This is a genomic window from Streptomonospora nanhaiensis (genome assembly GCF_013410565.1).
GTDB classification, from domain to species: Bacteria; Actinomycetota; Actinomycetes; order Streptosporangiales; family Streptosporangiaceae; genus Streptomonospora; species Streptomonospora nanhaiensis.
This window is the reverse complement of the sequence record NZ_JACCFO010000001.1, coordinates 3,564,914-3,585,141: the sequence shown is the minus strand read 5'-3', so window position 1 is coordinate 3,585,141 and position 20,228 is coordinate 3,564,914. Positions and strand designations below refer to the sequence as shown.

At 69.7% G+C, this 20,228-nt stretch carries 11 protein-coding genes, 3 rRNA genes and 1 pseudogene; 12 read left to right on the top strand and 3 right to left on the bottom strand.

The window, feature by feature from the left end; genetic code table 11:
• Nucleotides 1-929 precede the first annotated feature (929 nt).
• Nucleotides 930-1,730: an oxidoreductase gene (locus tag HNR12_RS15585; RefSeq protein ID WP_179768167.1), complete on the bottom strand. Its 801-nt coding sequence runs from the start codon at nt 1,728-1,730 to the stop codon at nt 930-932.
• A 154-nt stretch (nt 1,731-1,884) separates the two neighbouring features.
• Between HNR12_RS15585 and acs the strand changes: the two genes are divergently transcribed.
• The 6 genes from acs (at nt 1,885) to HNR12_RS15555 (ending at nt 10,009) form a co-directional block, all read left to right on the top strand.
• The gene (acs, locus tag HNR12_RS15580) at nt 1,885-3,864 is read left to right on the top strand and encodes an acetate--CoA ligase (RefSeq protein ID WP_179768166.1); all 1,980 of its coding nucleotides are present in this window, start codon (nt 1,885-1,887) and stop codon (nt 3,862-3,864) included.
• 231 nt (nt 3,865-4,095) lie between these two features.
• Nucleotides 4,096-4,533, top strand: a complete 438-nt coding sequence (locus HNR12_RS15575) for a phage holin family protein (protein ID WP_246425093.1) — start codon at nt 4,096-4,098, stop codon at nt 4,531-4,533.
• A 20-nt stretch (nt 4,534-4,553) separates the two neighbouring features.
• On the top strand, nt 4,554-5,465 hold the full coding sequence (locus HNR12_RS15570; protein WP_179768164.1) for an alpha/beta fold hydrolase: 912 nt from the start codon (nt 4,554-4,556) through the stop codon (nt 5,463-5,465).
• A gap of 127 nt (nt 5,466-5,592) precedes the next feature.
• Nucleotides 5,593-6,258, top strand: a complete 666-nt coding sequence (locus HNR12_RS15565) for a DUF309 domain-containing protein (protein WP_372451152.1) — start codon at nt 5,593-5,595, stop codon at nt 6,256-6,258.
• A gap of 640 nt (nt 6,259-6,898) precedes the next feature.
• The gene (locus HNR12_RS15560; RefSeq protein ID WP_179770640.1) at nt 6,899-9,271 is read left to right on the top strand and encodes a sodium-translocating pyrophosphatase; all 2,373 of its coding nucleotides are present in this window, start codon (nt 6,899-6,901) and stop codon (nt 9,269-9,271) included.
• 264 nt (nt 9,272-9,535) lie between these two features.
• A complete protein-coding gene (locus tag HNR12_RS15555; RefSeq protein WP_179768163.1) occupies nt 9,536-10,009 on the top strand; it encodes a SixA phosphatase family protein in 474 nt (157 codons plus the stop codon).
• 30 nt (nt 10,010-10,039) lie between these two features.
• Here HNR12_RS15555 and HNR12_RS15550 read toward each other — a convergent pair.
• Nucleotides 10,040-10,669: pseudogene (locus HNR12_RS15550) on the bottom strand (alpha/beta fold hydrolase); the annotation flags it as partial.
• Between the two features lie 346 nt (nt 10,670-11,015).
• On the opposite strand from HNR12_RS15550, the gene HNR12_RS15545 reads away from it, so the two are divergent.
• The 3 genes from HNR12_RS15545 to HNR12_RS15535 are packed head-to-tail and all read left to right on the top strand — an operon-like array spanning nt 11,016 to nt 13,659.
• Nucleotides 11,016-11,849 carry a CPBP family intramembrane glutamic endopeptidase gene (locus HNR12_RS15545; RefSeq protein ID WP_179768162.1) on the top strand — a complete coding sequence of 278 codons (834 nt, stop codon included), beginning with the start codon at nt 11,016-11,018 and terminating at the stop codon, nt 11,847-11,849.
• Entirely contained in the window at nt 11,846-13,003 is a 1,158-nt protein-coding gene (locus tag HNR12_RS15540; RefSeq protein WP_338119766.1) for a sensor histidine kinase, read from the top strand. Before HNR12_RS15545 ends, HNR12_RS15540 begins: the two co-directional genes overlap by 4 nt.
• A complete protein-coding gene (locus HNR12_RS15535) occupies nt 13,000-13,659 on the top strand; it encodes a response regulator (RefSeq protein WP_179768161.1) in 660 nt (219 codons plus the stop codon). Before HNR12_RS15540 ends, HNR12_RS15535 begins: the two co-directional genes overlap by 4 nt.
• A gap of 42 nt (nt 13,660-13,701) precedes the next feature.
• On the opposite strand, the gene HNR12_RS15530 is transcribed toward HNR12_RS15535, so the two are convergent.
• On the bottom strand, nt 13,702-14,388 hold the full coding sequence (locus HNR12_RS15530; protein WP_179768160.1) for an HAD family hydrolase: 687 nt from the start codon (nt 14,386-14,388) through the stop codon (nt 13,702-13,704).
• A gap of 671 nt (nt 14,389-15,059) precedes the next feature.
• On the opposite strand from HNR12_RS15530, the gene HNR12_RS15525 reads away from it, so the two are divergent.
• From HNR12_RS15525 to rrf, 3 genes are all read left to right on the top strand, one after another.
• Nucleotides 15,060-16,592: ribosomal RNA gene (locus tag HNR12_RS15525) — 16S ribosomal RNA — on the top strand.
• 306 nt (nt 16,593-16,898) lie between these two features.
• Nucleotides 16,899-19,995, top strand: a 23S ribosomal RNA gene (locus HNR12_RS15520).
• Between the two features lie 84 nt (nt 19,996-20,079).
• Nucleotides 20,080-20,195: ribosomal RNA gene (gene rrf / locus HNR12_RS15515) — 5S ribosomal RNA — on the top strand.
• Together the 16S, 23S and 5S rRNA genes form the textbook arrangement of a ribosomal RNA operon.
• Nucleotides 20,196-20,228: the final 33 nt, after the last annotated feature.

Here is a 20,228-nt window from a genome sequence, read left to right as displayed (position 1 = left end):
CGCCGGCGCGCGGTCGCGCCGTGCTCGCCGCGCCGTGCTCCCTGGTGTGGGGGCCCGGCTCGGCCCGGCCGCGTACCGGCGCGCGGTCGTGCCGTGCTCGCCGCGTCCGCCGGTCTGTGCCCCCTGCGCTCACTTGTGCCCGCTGTGCCCGCTGCGTTGGTCGGTCGGCTCGGACGCGCGCGGCGGCGGGGGTCCGTGGTCGGTGTTCGACCGGCCGGCGAGGGGCTTCGCGTGCTCGGGGAAGCCGGAGGCGCGCGCGGCCGCCGCAACTCGGCCATCCCTCGCAAAAGACCGGAAAACAGCGACGGCCCCCGCCGGGGGGAGAGCGGGGGCCGTCGGGCGGTCCGGGTCTGGGGGGGTAGAGCCGGCCCGCCTCCGGATAAGACTGGATGGGGCGGTGCTCACGGCTGACGGCGGCGCCGTCGCCGAGCACATCGTCACACAAGCCGGGGATCCGCACCAGGTGCCGGGAAAGCGGAATCCGGACCGCTCGTGCCGCGGCCGGGCCGCGGCGCTGTTGCGGAGGAAGCGGACGGGGCGCCCGTACCTGGATATTAGGTCTAGCACCGGACGCTACCACGCCCATTTGTGTTCTCGGTGGGAAACTTTGACCTTGGGGGGCTTTTCACAGCGGTCCCCCCGGCGTAGAAAGGAACCACAAGGTGGCACAGGCCACCGGATACGCCGGCCGGGTACCCACGCGTCACTTAGCCGTTGAGAGGCCCGTCCAGGCCAGGCCCGACACCTGGTCGGACTAGAAGAGCAGCACGCATGATAGCCCGGTCCGACGTATCAGCGGCGACGCTCCGGCGCCGATCTCTCGGGTCGCGCGGAGCGTCGTTCGCTGTTTGGAGAATTACCATAAACCGGGCAAATGCCGCTTTTTTCCACGGGCAACTGTAATCCGATCGAGATTGACGCCCGACCCCTCAGCCGCGCTTCAGCGCCTCGCACGTCGCCAGCGAGTCGCGGGCCCCCGCCGCCACCGCCGCGCAGCAGTGCGCCACCCACCGCGCCACCCCCTCCGGGGTCGCGGTCCCGTAGGCCCGCAGGGCCGCCGCGTACTCCTCCCGCAGCTCCAGGTGCCCCAGTTCCGAGGGCACCAGCGACTTCGGGTCCAGTCCGCGCGCGATCAGCGTCAGCCGCTCGGCGGCCCGCGCCACAACCCCGTCGCCCCACCCGAACGGGCGCAGCGACACCAGTTCGCCGTGCACCACCGCGCCCACCACCAGCGCCGGCACCGACGCCGGCGCGGCCAGCACCGCGCCCAGCGCGTCGATCCGCGCCGCCACCTCCGCGGCCCGGGGCGCCGGCCCCAGCCCCAGCGGGTCGGCCGCGGGTTCGCCGTCGGCGCGGGGGCGCCCCAGCGCGTCGGCGGGCGCGCCGTCGGCGGCGGCCAGCGCGTGCAGCCGGGCCAGCACCTGCCGCGGCGCCTTGGTCCAGGTCTCGGCGAGCTGGCCCAGCTCCCCGGACACGCGCAGCGCGCCCTTCACTCGAGGGTCCTCGGCGCGCCCGGCGCGGACCTCCTCAAGGCCGGCGTCGGCGCCGTCGAGTACCGCCGAGGCGCGGGCGCCGCGCAGCGCCGACTCCATGGAGACGTCGGCACTGCGCCGCCGCAGCACGCGGTGGCCCAGAAGCCGGTCGACAAGGGTACGGGTCTCCTCCACGGCCTCGCCGACACCGGGAAGCCCGGCGACGCGCTGCAGCGGATCGGCTGGTGCGGTGTTCACACCCAAACCCTACGCGGCGGTAACCCAAGGGCGGTGCACAGCCTCGGAGGCGCCCCCTTGTAAGTTGCGGTCTCCACTTGATGAAGTGGGGTGCACCACACGCCACGCCATGATCTGTGGGCGTAGACAGGCTCGACAGTAAGGAGACGTAACCGTGGCTGAGACTCCCCATGGGCAGGGTCAGGAGACACTGTCCAACCTTCTTCAGGAGTCCCGGAGCTTCCCGCCCCCCGCGGATCTGGCCGCCCATGCCAACGTGCAGGCCGATGCCTACGAGGCCGCGTCCGCCGACCGCCTGCGCTTCTGGGAGGACCAGGCCCGCCGGCTGCGCTGGGAGCAGCCGTGGAGCAACGTCCTGGAGTGGAACCCGCCCTTCGCCAAGTGGTTCACCGGCGGCACCATCAACGCCGCGGTCAACTGCCTGGACCGCCACGTCGAGGCCGGCCTGGGCGAGCGCGTGGCCTACCACTGGGAGGGCGAGCCCGGCGACACCCGCACCATCACCTACGCCCAGCTCAAGGACATGGTGTGCCAGGCGTCCAACGCCCTGCTGGAACTGGGCGTCACCAAGGGCGACCGCGTGGCCGTCTACATGCCGATGATCCCCGAGACCGTGGTGGCCATGCTGGCCTGCGCCCGCATCGGCGCCGTCCACATGGTGGTCTTCGGCGGGTTCTCCGTCGACGCGCTGGGCACCCGCCTGGACGACAGCCAGGCCAAGCTCGTCATCACCGCCGACGGCGGGTACCGCCGCGGCAAGCCCAGCTCGCTCAAGCCCGCCGTCGACGCCGCCGTGCGCGAGCGCCCCGCCGTGGAGCACGTGCTCGTGGTGCGCCGCACCGGCCAGGACGTCGAGTGGACCGAGGGCCGCGACGTCTGGTGGCACGACGTGGTCGACCGGCAGAGCACCGAGCACGCCGCCGAGGCCCACGACTCCGAGCACCCGCTGTACATCATGTACACCAGCGGCACCACCGCCAAGCCCAAGGGCATCCTGCACACCACCGGCGGCTACCTCACCCAGGTCTCCTACACCCACTGGGCGGTGTTCGACCTCAAGCCCGACACCGACGTCTTCTGGACCGCCGCCGACATCGGCTGGGTCACCGGCCACTCCTACATCGTCTACGGCCCGCTCTCCAACGGCGCCACCTCGGTGATGTACGAGGGCACCCCCGACACCCCCCACAAGGGCCGCTTCTGGGAGATCGTGCAGAAGTACGGCGTCACCATCGCCTACATGGCGCCCACCGCCATCCGCACCTTCATGAAGTGGGGCGAGGAGCACCCCGCCCGGTTCGACCTCTCCAGCCTGCGGGTGCTCGGCTCGGTCGGCGAGCCCATCAACCCCGAGGCCTACATGTGGTACCGCACCCACATCGGCGGCGGCCGAGCCCCCGTCGTCGACACCTGGTGGCAGACCGAGACCGGCGCCATCATGGTCAGCCCCCTGCCCGGCGTCACCGCCGGCAAGCCGGGCGCCGCCATGCGGCCGCTGCCCGGTGTCGAGGTCGACGTGGTCGACGACCAGGGCAAGTCCGTCCCCAACGGCGGCGGCGGGTTCATCGTGGTCCGCGAGCCCTGGCCGTCGATGCTGCGCGGCATCTGGGGCGACCCCGAGCGCTACGAGAAGACCTACTGGTCGCGCTTCGAGGGCCTGTACTTCCCCGGCGACGGCGCCAAGCGCGACGAGGACGGCGACATCTGGCTGCTGGGCCGGGTCGACGACGTCATGCTCGTCTCCGGCCACAACATCTCCACCACCGAGGTGGAGTCCGCGCTGGTGTCCCACCCCAAGGTCGCCGAGGCCGCGGTCACCGGCGCCACCGATCCCGTCACCGGCCAGGCCATCGTCGCCTTCGTCATCCTGCGCGGCGAGGCCGGCGACGGCGGCCCCGAGCTGGTCAAGGACCTGCGCGACCACGTCGCCGCGCACCTGGGCGCCATCGCCAAGCCGCGCCAGATCATGGTCGTGCCCGAGCTGCCCAAGACCCGCTCGGGCAAGATCATGCGCCGGCTGCTGCGCGACGTCGCCGAGAACCGCGAACTGGGCGACGTCTCCACGCTCACCGACGCGCAGTCCATCCAGACGCTCAAGGACGCCTTCCAGCAGGGCGGAAAGGGCGACGACTAGGCGCGGCGCCGCGACCGCGGCCGCCCACCCACCGCCCACCCACCGCGCGCCCCCGCCGCCCGCGCCGGTCCCCGCCCGGGGGCCGCGCGCCGGGCGGCCCCCGCCCGCGCCCATCGGCGCGCCGCGTGCGCCCGGTGGTCCGCGACGTACCCTGCGCGGCGGATGGGGCGGGTGCCTCCCTGGGTATGCGAGGATGCGGAAGACGTCCGTCGGATGAAGGGAGCCGCCACCATGCCCGAGCCTCAGCCGGGCGGCAAGGAGCCTGTGGAGTTCGACGCCGCCGAGCACTCGCTCAACGAACTCGTCTCCGAGGCCGGAGGGCTCATCCCCCGCCTGGTCCGCCTGGAGATCGAACTGGCCAAGGCCGAACTCGCGCGCGACGTCAAGAAGATCGCCCAGGGATCGGGCCTCTTCGCCGTCGCGGCCGTCCTCGGCCACATGATGCTGATCCTGCTCCTCATCACCGCCGCCCTGGGGATCATGGCGCTGGGCCTGCCCGCCTGGCTCTCCTTCCTGATCGTCACGGTCGCCGTGCTGCTGGTGGTGCTCCTCCTCGGCTTCCTGGGCCTGCGCCAGTTCCGCCAGCGCCAGGGCCTGCCCCGCACCAGCGCCACCATCGCCAACAGCATGTCGGTGTTCCAGCGCGGTCGGCGGACCGCCGGCGAGTGAGCCGCCCGGGCCGGTGATCGGTGACTGAGGAGTCGGCCGTCCTCATCGACGGCCCCTGGACCCACCGGACGGTCAGCGCGGCCGGCACGCGGTTCCACATCGCCGAGTGCGGCGAGGGCCCGCTCGTCCTGCTCCTGCACGGCTTCCCCCAGTTCTGGTGGGCCTGGCACGAGCAGATGACCGCCCTGGCCGGCGCCGGCTACCGCGTCGTCGCGCTCGACCAGCGCGGCTACGGAGCCAGCGACAAGCCCCCGCGCGGCTACGACCTCATCACCCTGGCCTCCGACGCCGCCGGACTCATCCGCGCCCTGGGCGAGGCCGACGCCGCCGTCGTTGGCCACGCCGGCGGCGGCCTGCTCGCCTGGACCATGGCGGTCTACTTCCCCCAGACCGTGCGCCGCCTGGCGGTGCTGTCCATGCCCCACCCCCGGCGGCTGCGCGAGGCCGTCCTCACCGGCGGCCAGGGCTGGGCCGGCCGGCACGTCGCCGGCTTCCAGGTGCCCGTGGTCCCCGAGCGCCGGCTGGTCGCCGACGACGCCCGGCACGTCGCCGACATGCTGCGCGCCTGGTCGCGCCCGGGCTGGCCCGACCCCCAAACCGAGCGGCACCTGCGCGACGCCATGCGAATCCCCGGCGTGGCGCACTGCTCCCTGGAGTTCCACCGCTGGCTGGTCCGCTCCCAGTTCCGCCCCGACGGCCACCGCTACATGCGCCGGATGCGCCGCCCCATCACCGTGCCCACCCTCCACCTGCACGGCGCGCTCGACCCCGTGCTGCTGCCCGCCACCGCGCGCGGCTCGGGCCGCTACGTCGACGCCCCCTACCGGTGGCGCCTCATCGAGGGCGCCGGGCACTTCCCCCACCAGGAGCGCCCCCGGCGGGTCAACGACGTGCTCACCGGCTGGCTGGCCGACACCGAGCCCGACGACTGACCCCGCCGCCCGCACCCGCCCCCGCCGCGTGTGCACAATGGGCGCAGCGGCTAGAGTGCCAGGCGGCGCGCGGCCCCCCGGGCCGCGGCGCCGGGCACGGCGTGACGCAGACCAGAAAGCGGCGAGGATGAGCGACCCAGGCGACTCCGCCAGGACCGAGCGCGACCGCGACCCGCAGGGCCGGGCGCAGAACCAGCGCCCGCGCGACCGCTACGGCCGCCCTCTGGAGCACGGCCAGGAGGGCGTGCCCCGCGTGCCCGACGACGCCGTGTTCACCCCCGAGGAGGGCCTGACCGAGGCCCAGCGGCTGCTCGACGAGGGCTACGCCTTCCACGCCCACGAGGTCCTGGAGGCCGTCTGGAAGTCGGCCGAGGAGCCCGAGCGGGAGCTGTGGCGCGGCCTGGCCCAGATCGCCGTCGGACTCACCCACGCCCAGCGCGGCAACCTCGTCGGCGCCGGCCGGCTGCTGCGGCGCGGTGCCGAGCGCGTCGTGGCCTACGGGCCGCAGGCGCCGCACGGGGTCGACGCCGTGGGCGCGGCGGCCTTCGCGCGCTCCGTCGCCGACCGGCTGGACGGGCTGGACGCCATGGAGGGCGAGGAGCGCGTCAGCTCGGCCGCCGATCCCGAGGGCCCCGACACCCCCGACCGACCCGGCGACCCCGGCGCGCCGGCCGCGCCCGACGACCGCGCCGCCACCGAGCGCGCCGACAGCCCGGTGGGCCCCGACATCGCCCAGGACGCCCTGCGCATCGACACCAGCGGGCTGCGGCTGCGGCGCGACGACGTGCGTTAGGCCACATCCGCGCCGAACCGGTGGCCGATCGCGCCCCGGTACGACAGGCTTTCCCGCGGCGACGGTGCGCTGACGCGCGCCCGCCCCGCCTCCCGCGCGCGCTGCCCGGCCGGGTCCCCGTGCCCGCCGCCGCGCGCACGCCCGGCACCCCCGCGCGCCCACCGCACCGGCCGCCCCCGCGGCGCCCCCGGCTGCTCGGGGCCGCCCGGTCCGCCTCCTGCCGCTCTGACCGGCGAACACGCGTTTCACGCGTTTTTCATGGCGCTCTGCGCCTTTTATCACCATTGCCCCGATAAATTGTAATTCGCGGCAATTACAAAAATTGCCGACCTCCTGGTCAAATATCCGGATTCCCAGGTCACCGTGCGATCACATATCCCATGAGTCGACGGTGGATTCGCGACCGGCTCTCACGTTTCACGTTTTCGATGCGTAGAATCCCCGACACCGTGGCCGCGTGAATTCGCGGAAACGGCGATGGATTTGTGTCGGTGGCACCCGCAGGACCCTGCCGCGCGAGCCGCACCAGCGGGTCGGTCCGCACGTGCGCGGGAGCCAAAAACGTGCCCGTCTCTAGGAGGACGGATTGTCTGGGCTCACCCTCGCCGCCAACGGCGGCACGGCCCTGGCCTTGGACGGTATGAACCTCACGCTGGTCGTCGTGGTGCTGGTGGTCGCGCTCCTCGCGCTCGCCGTCGCCGGATGGCTGGTCCGCGAGGTTCTCGCCGCCGGTCAGGGCACCGAGCGGATGCAGAACATCGCGCTGGCCGTGCAGGAGGGCGCGGCCGCCTACCTCAAGCGGCAGTTCCGCACCCTCGCCGTGTTCGTCGTCGTCATCCCCCTGCTGCTTCTGCTGCTGCCCGCCGACGACATCGGCGTGCGCGTCGGGCGGTCCGTGTTCTTCGCACTCGGCGCCGGCTTCTCCGCCCTGACCGGCTTCATCGGCATGTGGCTCGCGGTCCGCGGCAACGTCCGTGTCGCGGCCGCCGCCCGCGAAGGCGGTGAGGGCGGCGAACACGCCGCGATGCGCATCGCCTTCCGCACCGGCGGTGTCGCCGGCATGTTCACCGTCGGCCTCGGCCTGGCCGGCGCCGCCATCGTCGTCCTGCTCTACCGGGGCGACGCGCCCACGGTCCTGGAGGGCTTCGGCTTCGGCGCCGCCCTGCTGGCGATGTTCATGCGGGTCGGCGGCGGCATCTTCACCAAGGCCGCCGACGTCGGCGCCGACCTCGTGGGCAAGGTCGAGCAGGGCATCCCCGAGGACGACCCCCGCAACGCCGCCACCATCGCCGACAACGTGGGCGACAACGTCGGCGACTGCGCGGGCATGGCGGCCGACCTGTTCGAGTCCTACGCCGTGGTCCTGGTTGCCTCGCTCATCCTGGGCCGCGTCGCCTTCGGCGTCGAGGGCCTGGTCTTCCCGCTCCTGGTCCCGATGATCGGGGTCATCACCGCCATCATCGGCATCTTCCTGGTGGCGCCCCGCTCCAGCGACAAGAGCGCGATGTCGGCCATCAACCGCGGCTTCTTCATCTCCGCGGTCATCTCGGCCGTGCTGGTCACCGCCACCGCGTTCGCCTACCTGCCGGCGAGCTTCGCCGACCTGACCGGCGCGGGCGCCGAGATCCGCGATCTCGACGGCGACCCGCGGATACTCGCGGTCGGCGCCGTGCTCATCGGCCTCATCCTGGCCGCCGCCATCCAGCTCCTCACCGGCTACTTCACCGAGACCGACCGCCGCCCGGTCCGGGAGATCGGCGAGAGCTCCGAGACCGGCGCGGCCACCGTCATCCTCTCCGGCATCTCGGTGGGCCTGGAGTCGGCCGTCTACTCCGCCGTCCTCATCGCCGGCGCGGTCTACGCGGCGTTCCTGCTGGGCAGCGCCTCGATCACGCTCAGCCTCTTCGCCGTGGCGCTGGCCGGCACCGGCCTGCTCACCACCGTCGGCGTCATCGTGGCGATGGACACCTTCGGGCCCGTCTCCGACAACGCCCAGGGCATCGCCGAGATGTCCGGCGACGTCGAGGGCACCGGCGCCGACGTCCTCACCAGTCTCGACGCGGTCGGCAACACCACCAAGGCGATCACCAAGGGCATCGCGATCGCCACGGCGGTCCTCGCCGCCACCGCGCTGTTCGGCGCCTTCCGCACCGCCGTCGAGGAGGCGCTGCGGGCCGCCGGCGAGAACGCCGACACCTTCAGCCTGTCCATCGACGAGCCCAACGTCCTCGTCGGCGTCATCATCGGCGCCGCGGTGGTGTTCCTCTTCTCGGGCCTGGCGGTCATGGCCGTGGGCCGCGCCGCCGGACGGGTCGTGGTCGAGGTGCGCGAGCAGTTCCGCACCCGGCCCGGGATCATGGACGGCACCGAGAAGCCCGAGTACGCCCGCGTGGTGGACATCTGCACCCGCGACTCCCTGCGCGAACTCGTGACCCCCGGCCTGCTCGCGGTCCTCACCCCCATCGCGGTGGGCTTCGCCCTGGGCTACGCGCCGCTGGGCGCGTTCCTCGGCGGCGCCATCGCCGCGGGCGCGCTGATGGCGGTGTTCCTCGCCAACTCCGGCGGCGCCTGGGACAACGCCAAGAAGCTCGTCGAGGACGGCCACCACGGCGGCAAGGGGTCGGAGGCCCACGAGGCCACCGTCATCGGCGACACCGTCGGCGACCCGTTCAAGGACACCGCCGGCCCGGCCATCAACCCGCTGCTCAAGGTCATGAACCTCGTCGCGCTCATCATCGCGCCCAGCGTCGTGATGTACGCGAGCAACGTCCCGCTGCGGCTGGGCGTGGCCGCGCTGGCCCTGGCGCTGATCGTCGGCGCGATCGTGTGGTCCAAGCGCCGCGGCGGCGACTCCGGCCCCGGCGACCGGGTCGGGCAGACCCGGACCGACCCCGAGGTCGGCTCCGCCGCACCGCCCGCCGCGGACCCCGTGGTCCCCGACCCCGTGCACAACGGCGGCAACCCCGGCCGCAAGGCCGAGGCCCGCACCGCCGAAGCCGGCGGCGAGGGCTGACACCGCGCTCCCAGGGGCCGCGCCGCCCCGGCCGCCACCGGCCGGGGCGGCGCGGCCCCGCGCGTTTGCCGAGGCCGCGCCGGGGGCGGCGCGCTGGGCGCCGGTCGGCTGAGGGCCGCCCGGACCACCTCATAGGCTGGGCGGACACAACGACGTGATGGAGGGATGTCGTCCGTTGTCCGGAATGAAGGGTCTGGCCATCGTCATCGGCGCCATGCTGGCCTTCATGGCGGCCATCGCCGTCCTCGCCACGGTGCTGGCGCCATGACCAGGCGGCTGATCGTGCTCCGGCACGCCCAGGCCGACGCGCTCGTCGGCGGCCCCGACCACGCCCGCACGCTCACCGCCTCCGGCCGCGACCAGGCCCGCGCCGCCGGCGCCCGGATCGCGGCGGCCGGCCTGCGCCCCGAGCACGTCCTGTGCTCCACGGCGGCGCGCACCCGCCAGACCCTGGAACTGGCCGTGCGGGCGTTCGACCCGCCGCCCGCCGTCGAGTACGACGACGCGCTCTACAGCGCCGACGTGCACACGGTGCTCGACCTGGTCTCGCGTACCGACCCCGCCGTGGGGACGCTGCTGGTGGTCGGGCACAACCCCACCATGGCGCAGTTGGCCGGGGCGTTCATGGCCGACGATCCGCTGACCGGGTTTCCCCCGGCCGCAACCGCCGTGATCGACCTTGAGGTGGAGTGGCTGTACGCGGCGCCCGGGACGGGCACCGCGCGCCTGCTCGCCTAGCCCCGCGGGAGGCCCCCGCCGCCCCCGCCGTCAGGCCCGCCCGGCGACCCGGTCGACGACGTCCCCCACGGCGTCGGCGGCGATGGCGGGCCGGTCCACGTGGATGTGGTGGCCGGCCCCCTCGGCGGTGCGCAGCCGGCTGTCGGTCGAGACCGCCGGCCACCTCTCCTGGCCCTCGGCCCACGCCCGCTCCAGCTCGGCCCCGTACTCGGGGATCTCGCCCAGGTAGGGCACCCCGTGCCGGACGACCTCGGTGGGGACGTCCCCGGCGGGGCGGACCGGGCCGTCCTCGACGACCACGCGTTCGGGGTTCTCGCCGCCGAAGACCGCCAGGTTCTGGGCGCGCACCTCGGCGCCCGGCCCGGTGGCCGCCTCCGGGACCACGCCCGTGAGGTCGGCGGTCATGGACGGCGGCGTGGCGTCCAGCAGCACCAGGCCCGCCACCCGGTCGGGGTGGTCGGGGGCGTAGCGGGCGGCGATCAGCCCGCCGAGCGAGTGGCCGGCCGGCACCACCTCGCGGTCCCCGGCGACCCGGTCGAGCACGGCCGTGAGCAGCCCGTGGGTGTCGGCGACGCTCTGCCGGTCGCCCGGCTCGCCGCTGCCGCCCTCGCCGAGCCGGTCGTAGGAGCACACCCGCTCCTCCTCGGCCAGCGCCTCCTGGAACCGAGAGCGGTCGTGCGGGCGGTGCGGGGCGTGCGGGACATCAGTCCTCCAGGGAAGGCCGGAACGGGAAGCGGTCGGGGGCCGCCGGCGCTCCGCGGCCGGGGCGCCGCGACCGCGCCACGCTAGGGAGCCGCCCGCCCGCGCGTCGTCACCGCCCGGAGCCCACCCGGATGTCCCCCGCGGGGGTGACCGCGGGACCCGCCGCGCACCCGTTGTCCCCCGTGCGAGCTACACGCAGGTGTCCACCGCACGGTGACGACCCGGAGGGGCCCGGATCCGTAGCGTTTCCTCATCACGCGGCGCCCCGGCCGCGGACGACAGAGCGAGACGAAGGAGTCCCCCCATGAGACTGGTGTGGCAGTTGCTGGCCGTCGCGGCCGTCGGCATGATCGGCGGCCAGGTGGCGATGGGATTGGAGGGCAACTGGCTGGCGACACTGGTCGTGGGCCTGCTCGCCGCGGCCCTGACCCTGCTGGTCTACTGGGGCGTGGTGCGGCTGACCGAGCGCCGCCCGGTCACCGAGGTCGTCGGCAAGGGCTCGGTGAGCGGGCTGCTGATCGGGCTGGTCGCCGGGATCGCGCTCTTCGCGATGGTGATCGTCAACATCTACTTCCTCGGCCACTACCAGATCAACGGCCTGGGCACCGTAGTCGGCGCGATCGGCCTGATCGGTTTCATGGCCGCGGCGGCCGTCACCGAGGAGGTGCTGTTCCGCGGTGTGCTGTTCCGCGTCATCGAGGGGTGGGCGGGCACCTGGATCACCCTGGTGCTGACCAGCGTGCTGTTCGGCCTGATGCACCTGCCCAACGCCGGCGCCACCGCCGTGGGGATCGGCGCCGCCGTCATCGCCGGCGCCATGTTCGCCGCCGCCTACGCCGCCACCCGCAACCTGTGGCTGCCCATCGGCCTCCACTTCGGCTGGAACTACGCGGCCTCGGCGATCTTCAGCACCGAGGTCTCGGGCGCCGGCACCCCCACCGGCCTGCTGGACACCACCATCACCGGCCCCGCGATGCTCACCGGCGGCTCGTTCGGCCCGGAGGCCAGCCCTTACTCGATCGTGTTCTGCTTCCTGACGGCGCTGGTGTTCCTGTGGCTGGCCCACCGACGCGGCCGCCTGGTGCCCCTCCGCAAGGGCGCCAAGCGGGTCGAGTCCGGCACTACACTTCCCCAGTGACCACTCGACGGCGGCTCACCGGGCTGTGGCGGCGGTTCGGCGCCGAGGCGTGGCTGCTCCCGCTCCTCGGCGCGGCCCTCTCCGTCGCCTCCCTCGTGCCCTCCCTCCAGGGTGAGGGCACCATGCTGGGCGGCGTGCCCGACCGCCCCTTCGACGCGCTGGCGCTCGTGGCGATCGGCCTCCAGGGCCTGCCCCTCGCGCTGTGCAGGCGGTGGCCGATCGCCGCGCTCGCCCTGGTGGCGCTGGGCTTCGTGGTCGACCAGCTCCTCGGATACCACACGGTCGCCGGCACCGCGCTGCCGCTGGCGCTGGGGGCCGCCGCCTTCTACGCCGAGCGGCACCGCCGCGCCACCGCCGCCGTGGGCACCGTCGGGTACGTGGTGCTGGCCCTGGCCCTGTCCCAGGTGGGGGCGGGCGAGTCCATCGCCGGGTGGATCGCCTTCTACGGGGCGCTGGCGCTGTCCTGGGGTGTCGGCGCGTGGCTGCGCGCCGTGCGGATCGCCGACGCCGAGCGCCGCCGCCGCGTCGCCGAGGAGACCCGCACCGCCGAGCGCACCCGCATCGCCCGCGAGCTGCACGACGTGGTCACCCACCACGTGACGGCGATGGTGGTGCAGGCCGAGGCGGCGCGCTACCTGACCGCGGCGCCCGAGCGCCTCGACCAGACCCTGGACGCCATCACCGACACCGGCCGGCGCGCGGTCACCGACCTGCGCCACCTGCTGGACCTGCTCAACCCCGACCACGGGACCGGGGCCAGGACGCCGCCGGTCGGCCGGGTGCTGACGCTGGTGGAGCAGACCCGCCGGTCGGGGCAGCCCGTGGAGTTCACCGAGGAGGGCACCCCGGCGGCCTCGACCGGGAGCGCGGACCTCGTGGCCTTCCGGATCGTGCAGGAGGGCCTGACCAACGCGCTCAAGTACGCTCACGGGGCCCGCACCTCGGTGCGGCTGCGCCACGGCGAAGGGGAGATCACGGTGGAGGTCGAGACGGACGGGGAAGGCACCGCGCCCGGGTTCGCCGAGGGCAGCGGCAGGGGCCTGGCCGGCCTGCGCGAACGGGTCGAGGTCCTGGGCGGGGAGTTCAGCGCGGGGCCCCGGGCCGAGGGCGGCTTCCTGGTGCGGGGGCGCATCCCCGCCAAGGGCGCGGCGTGAGCGCGCCGACCCGGGTGCTGGTCAGCGACGACCAGGTGCTGATCCGCACCGGCCTGACCACCATCATCGACGCCCAGCCCGACATGGAGGTGGTGGGCGAGTGCGGCGACGGCCAGGCGGCGGTCGAGCTGGCCGAGCGGCTGCGCCCCGACGTCGTGGTGATGGACGTCCGCATGCCGGTGCTCGACGGCATCGAGGCGACCCGCCGCCTGGCCGGGGCCGGGGTGGCCGATCCCGTCAAGGTGCTCGTGGTGACGACGTTCAACCTGGACGAGTACGTCTACGAGGCCCTGCGCGCGGGCGCCAGCGGGTTCCTGCTCAAGGACGCGCCGCCGAGCCAGCTGCTGCACGGGATCCGGACCGTGGCCACGGGCGCGGCCCTGCTGGACCCCGAGGTGACCCGCCGGCTCGTGGGCACCTACGCGGCCCGGATCCGGCCCGCGGGGGGCGCGGCGCGGGACATCCCGCTGACCCCCCGCGAGCTGGAGGTGCTGTGCCTGGTCGCCGAGGGGCTCTCCAACAGCGAGATCGCGGCGCGGCTGGTGATCAGCCAGGAGACGGTGAAGACGTTCGTGTCGCGCATCCTCACCAAGCTGGACCTGCGCGACCGCGTCCAGGCGGTCGTCTACGCCTACCGCCACGGCCTGGTCACCTGACCCCGGGCGCGGATGCGGGACGCCGGGACGGCGGAGCGCGGGTCAGCGGCCCAGCCGCAGCAGCCCTTCGGCGACCGCCACGAGGTCGTCGCCCACGGCGTCGGCCGGGGTGAAGACGTCGCCGTAGACGGACTCCAGCCGACCGCACCAGCCGGCGAGCAGGCCCGCCTGCTTGGCGCCGTGGCAGTCCCAGGCGTGCACGGCGACCAGCGCGGTGCGCGCGGCCGGCACCCCCAGGGACTCGGCGGCGATGTGGTACAGCGCGGGCGCGGGCTTCCAGACGCCTTCGTCGGCGGCGGTGACGACGCGGCTGATGTAGCGGTCCCATCCGGTGCGCTCCAGGAACCGCTCGGTCGCGTCGCGCCCGCCCACGGTGAGGAACCCCATGGGCACGCCCGCCTCCGCGAACCGCCGGATGGCGGGCTCGGCGTCGGGGTGGGCGGGCATGTCGCCGAACCCGCTGACGACGTGGTCGATCTCCTCGTCGGTGACCGCGCCCCGGGTCTCGACGCGCATGGCGTGCCGCATCGCGTCGGGGAAGGGCGTGGGCCGCCCGCTCAGCGCCAAAGCGAAGGCGTCGCGCTGCGCGCGCAGGAACCAGGGCTGCATCAGCTCGGGGGGTTGGCCGATGTCGATGAAGCGCTGCCGCAGCGGGCGCACGTCCATGAGGGTCTCGACGACGTCGAACAGCACGCCGCCGAGGGCGGGAGCGGTGGGGCCGTCGGCCATGTTCGCCTCCTTGGCTGGGTCCGGGCCGGGGACCGGCCGGGCACTGGCCGCGGTCCGCCCGGGTGCGCGGGGCGGTGCGGGTGCGCGAGCCGGTCCGCGCATGGGCCTTCTCGCCGTGATCACGGGTGCCGAAACGTGGGGTGGCCTACAGGTGCCGCGCCGAGTTGGCGTCGCGGAGCAAGGCCGCTATAGTCGATCGAGTCGCTACCGCCGGGCCCGCATGGTGCCCAGGCGCTGAGGCGGCGTCTTCCTTCGGCGAACGACCACCACTCGGTGGGCGTCGCCGCATCACACGGTTCGATCACCTGTTGATGTGTGGCAGTATGAACGCTGCCCACGCGGAAACGGGTGGGAATGAATTGTGTTGGTGTTTCGGGAGTTCCGAAAAACCGCCGATTTGGCGGGGCGCGGAACGCCTGATAATGTGAAGACACAACAAAGCGGAAACGCGGAGATTGATCCGCCCCGTGGGGGAAGAGCCTTTGCGGGCCTGCCGATTGAGTGGGTTCGGGGTTTGTACCCGGTGAGCGGTTGCTTCTTGAGAACTCAACAGCGCGTGTATGACATTCTTTGTGCCGTGTTTGTTTTGGCCCCGTTGAACACCCTCGGGTGTTCGGGGTTCCTTTGATGGGTCCGCCCTGTGTGGGTGGGCCGGTCAGGATTGAAGACCTTTAATGGAGAGTTTGATCCTGGCTCAGGACGAACGCTGGCGGCGTGCTTAACACATGCAAGTCGAGCGGTAAGGCCCTTCGGGGTACACGAGCGGCGAACGGGTGAGTAACACGTGAGCAACCTGCCCCTGACTCTGGGATAAGCCGGGGAAACCCGGTCTAATACCGGATACGACACGCCACCGCATGGTGGTGTGTGGAAAGTTGTTTCGGTTGGGGATGGGCTCGCGGCCTATCAGCTTGTTGGTGGGGTAGTGGCCTACCAAGGCGGTGACGGGTAGCCGGCCTGAGAGGGCGACCGGCCACACTGGGACTGAGACACGGCCCAGACTCCTGCGGGAGGCAGCAGTGGGGAATATTGCGCAATGGGCGGAAGCCTGACGCAGCGACGCCGCGTGGGGGATGACGGCCTTCGGGTTGTAAACCTCTTTTACCACTGACGCAGGCCCCCATATCGGTGGGGGTTGACGGTAGGTGGGGAATAAGGACCGGCCAACTACGTGCCAGCAGCCGCGGTAATACGTAGGGTCCGAGCGTTGTCCGGAATTATTGGGCGTAAAGAGCTCGTAGGTGGTGTGTCGCGTCTGCTGTGCAAGTCCGGGGCTTAACTCCGGTTTTGCAGTGGATACGGGCATGCTAGAGGTAGGTAGGGGAGACTGGAATTCCTGGTGTAGCGGTGAAATGCGCAGATATCAGGAGGAACACCGGTGGCGAAGGCGGGTCTCTGGGCCTTACCTGACGCTGAGGAGCGAAAGCGTGGGGAGCGAACAGGATTAGATACCCTGGTAGTCCACGCTGTAAACGTTGGGCGCTAGGTGTGGGGGCTTTCCACGGTTCCCGTGCCGTAGCTAACGCATTAAGCGCCCCGCCTGGGGAGTACGGCCGCAAGGCTAAAACTCAAAGGAATTGACGGGGGCCCGCACAAGCGGCGGAGCATGTTGCTTAATTCGACGCAACGCGAAGAACCTTACCAAGGTTTGACATCGCCGGTAATCCATCAGAGATGGTGGGTCCTTTTTGGGATCGGTGACAGGTGGTGCATGGCTGTCGTCAGCTCGTGTCGTGAGATGTTGGGTTAAGTCCCGCAACGAGCGCAACCCTTGTTCCATGTTGCCAGCACGTGATGGTGGGGACTCATGGGAGACTGCCGGGGTCAACTCGGAGGAAGGTGGGGATGACGTCAAGTCATCATGCCCCTTATGTCTTGGGCTGCAAACATGCTACAATGGCCGGTACAGTGGGCGTGCGATGCCGTGAGGTGGAGCGAATCCCTAAAAGCCGGTCTCAGTTCGGATTGGGGTCTGCAACTCGACCCCATGAAGGTGGAGTCGCTAGTAATCGCGGATCAGCAATGCCGCGGTGAATACGTTCCCGGGCCTTGTACACACCGCCCGTCACGTCATGAAAGTCGGCAACACCCGAAACTTGTGGCCTAACCCTTCGGGGAGGGAGTGAGTGAAGGTGGGGCTGGCGATTGGGACGAAGTCGTAACAAGGTAGCCGTACCGGAAGGTGCGGCTGGATCACCTCCTTTCTAAGGAGTCTTTTGAGCCGGTTGTTTTTCCGTTATGCCGGCGGACTCGTAAGTGGACCCGGTTGGTGCCTGGGTTGGTCTGCGTTGTGCAGGCTGGCCTGGGTGGCTGTTTCCGGGGTGGTTCGAAGGATGTTGTCACGCGCTGTTGGGTGTCTGAGGGGGCAACCGTTGGTTGTTTCCTGCTTGCCACCCTGATGAAGACCCGTGGTCTCAAGCCTCTGTGAGTGGGGTTTGTGGGGTTGTGGTTGGGTGTGTGGCTGGTGTTTTGATTTGTGGATAGTGTGCGCGAGCATCTTGTATCTGTGGTGGCCAAGTATGTGTGGCATACGGTGGATGCCTTGGCACCAGGCGCCGATGAAGGACGTGGGAGGCCGCGATAGTCCACGGGGAGTTGTCAACCGAGCTGTGATCCGTGGGTGTCCGAATGGGGGAACCTAGCCCGAGTTGTGTCGGGTTGCCGCTGCCTGAATGTATAGGGCGGTTGGTGGTGACGCGGGGAAGTGAAACATCTCAGTACCCGCAGGAAGAGAAAACAATAGTGATTCCCTGAGTAGTGGTGAGCGAAAGGGGATGGTGGCTAAACCGCGGGCGTGTGATAGACGGCAGTCGTTGCGTTCGTGGGGTTGTGGGGCGTGTCTGTACTGGGTCTGCCGGCCTGGTGTGGGGTGTGTTCTGTTAGCTGAAGCCGTTGGGAAGCGGCGCCGTAGTGGGTGAGAGTCCCGTAGGTGAAGGCAGGGCATGTCTCATTGGATGCGTTCCCGAGTAGCGCGGAGCCCGAGGAATTCCGTGTGAATCTGGCAGGACCACCTGCTAAGCCTGAATACGTCCTGGTGACCGATAGTGGACGAGTACCGTGAGGGAAAGGTGAAAAGTGCCCCGGTGAGGGGTTGTGAAATAGTACCTGAAACCGTGTGCTGTCAAGCCGTCAGAGCTCTGCTTTGGTGTGGGGTGATGGCGTGCCTTTTGAAGAATGAGCCTGCGAGTCGTGGTGTGTGGCGAGGTTAACCCGGGTGGGGTAGCCGTAGCGAAAGCGAGTCTGAATAGGGCGTTGAGTCGCATGCTGTGGACCCGAAGCGGGGTGATCTACCCATGGCCAGGGTGAAGCGGAGGTAAGACTTCGTGGAGGCCCGAACCCACCAGGGTTGAAAACCTGGGGGATGAGCTGTGGGTAGGGGTGAAAGGCCAATCAAACTCCGTGATAGCTGGTTCTCCCCGAAATGCATTTAGGTGCAGCGTTGTGTGGTGCTCCCTGGAGGTAGAGCTACTGTTTGGCTGATGGGCCCGACAAGGTTACTGAGGTCAGATAAACTCCGAATGCCGGTGGAGTGGAGCATGGCAGTGAGACTGCGGGGGATAAGCTTCGTAGTCGAGAGGGAAACAGCCCAGATCATCAGCTAAGGCCCCTAAGTGTGTGCTAAGTGGGAAAGGTTGTGGAGTTGCTGAGACAACCAGGAGGTTGGCTTAGAAGCAGCCATCCTTTAAAGAGTGCGTAATAGCTCACTGGTCAAGTGATTCTGCGCCGATAATGTAGCGGGGCTTAAGTACACCGCCGAAGCTGTGGAGCCTGCACGCGAGTGTGGGTTGGTAGGGGAGCGTCGTGCGTCCGGTGAAGTTCCAGAGTGATCTGGGGTGGAGGGTGTGCGAGTGAGAATGCAGGCATGAGTAGCGATACCGGAGTGGGAAACTCCGGCGCCGATTGACTAAGGGTTCCTGGGGCAGGTTAATCCGCCCAGGGTGAGTCTGGACCTAAGGCGAGGCCGACAGGCGTAGTCGATGGATAACGGGTTGATATTCCCGTACCCGTTTGTGCGCGTCCATGTTGATAGCCCTGATGCTAACCGGGCGTGTCTGGGGTTGGGCCTTCGGGTCTGGCCTTGTGGTGCGTCTGGGATCCGATGGGTGTGTAGGCAAGTGATGGGGTGACGCAGTGGGGTAGCTCTACCCGGCGGTGGTTGTCCGGGGGTAAGCGTGTAGCCCGGGGTGTTGGTAAATCCGTGCCCTGTGAGGGGTGAGGCGTGATGCCGAGCCGTTTTTGGTGAAGTGAGTGATCCCGTGCTGTCGAGAAAAGCCTCTAGCGAGTGCGCAGGCGGCCAGTACCCGAAACCGACGCAGGTGGTCAGGTAGAGTATACCGAGGCGTTCGGGTGAACCGTGGTTAAGGAACTCGGCAAATTGTCCCCGTAACTTTGGGAGAAGGGGAGCCCTGTCTGGTGATGGGCCTTTGCGTCTTGAGCTGGGTGGGGTCGCAGATACCAGGGGGAAGCGACTGTTTATTAAAAACATAGGTCCGTGCTAAGTTGTAAGACGCTGTATACGGACTGACGCCTGCCCGGTGCTGGAACGTTAAGAGGACTGGTCAGCCCCTTTTTCGGAGGGGTGTCGCTGGGAATCTAAGCGCCAGTAAACGGCGGTGGTAACTATAACCATCCTAAGGTAGCGAAATTCCTTGTCGGGTAAGTTCCGACCTGCACGAATGGCGTAACGACTTCCCCGCTGTCTCAACCGCGGGCCCGGTGAAATTGCAGTACGAGTAAAGATGCTCGTTTCGCGCAGCAGGACGGAAAGACCCCGGGACCTTCACTATAGCTTGACATTGGTGTTTGGGATGGTTTGTGTAGGATAGGTGGGAGCCTGTGAAGCTGTCACGCTAGTGGTGGTGGAGGCGTTGGTGAAATACCACTCTGGCTGTTTCGGGCATCTAACCTTGGGCCGTGATCCGGTTCGGGGACAGTGTCTGGTGGGTAGTTTAACTGGGGCGGTTGCCTCCTAAAGGGTAACGGAGGCGCCCAAAGGTTCCCTCGGCCTGGTTGGTAATCAGGTGGTGAGTGTAAGTGCACAAGGGAGCTTGACTGTGAGACGGACGTGTCGAGCAGGTGCGAAAGCAGGGACTAGTGATCCGGCACCGGCGTGTGGAAGTGGTGTCGCTCAACGGCTAAAAGGTACCCCGGGGATAACAGGCTGATCTTCCCCAAGAGTCCGTATCGACGGGATGGTTTGGCACCTCGATGTCGGCTCGTCGCATCCTGGGGCTGGAGTTGGTCCCAAGGGTTGGGCTGTTCGCCCATTAAAGCGGCACGCGAGCTGGGTTTAGAACGTCGTGAGACAGTTCGGTCCCTATCCGCTGCGCGCGTTGGAGACTTGTGGAGGGCTGTCCCTAGTACGAGAGGACCGGGACGGACGAACCGCTGGTGTGCCAGTTGTTCCGCCAGGGGCATGGCTGGTTGGCTACGTTCGGGAGAGATAACCGCTGAAGGCATCTAAGTGGGAAGCTTGCTCCGAGATGAGGTCTCCTGCCCTGTTGTGGGGGTAAGGCTTCCAGTTGATGACTGGGTTGATAGGCTGGTGGTGGAAGCGTTGTGAGGCGTGGAGCTGACCGGTACTAATGGGCCGAGGGCTTGTCCGCCATGGATGCTGGGTGTTCGCGCACATTGTTCATTGTTTTTGGTTTTCCCTGGGCCTGCTTTGTTGGTGGGTGTGGGGGTTGGGTTTGCGGTGGTTATGGTGGGAGGGTCACACCCGGTCTCTTTCCGAACCCGGTCGTTAAGCCTCTTTACGCTGATGGTACTGCCCTGTTGTGGGGTGGGAGAGTAGGTTGCTGCCGCAATTCTTGTTGGGGGTGGAGTCTTTTGGGGCTCCA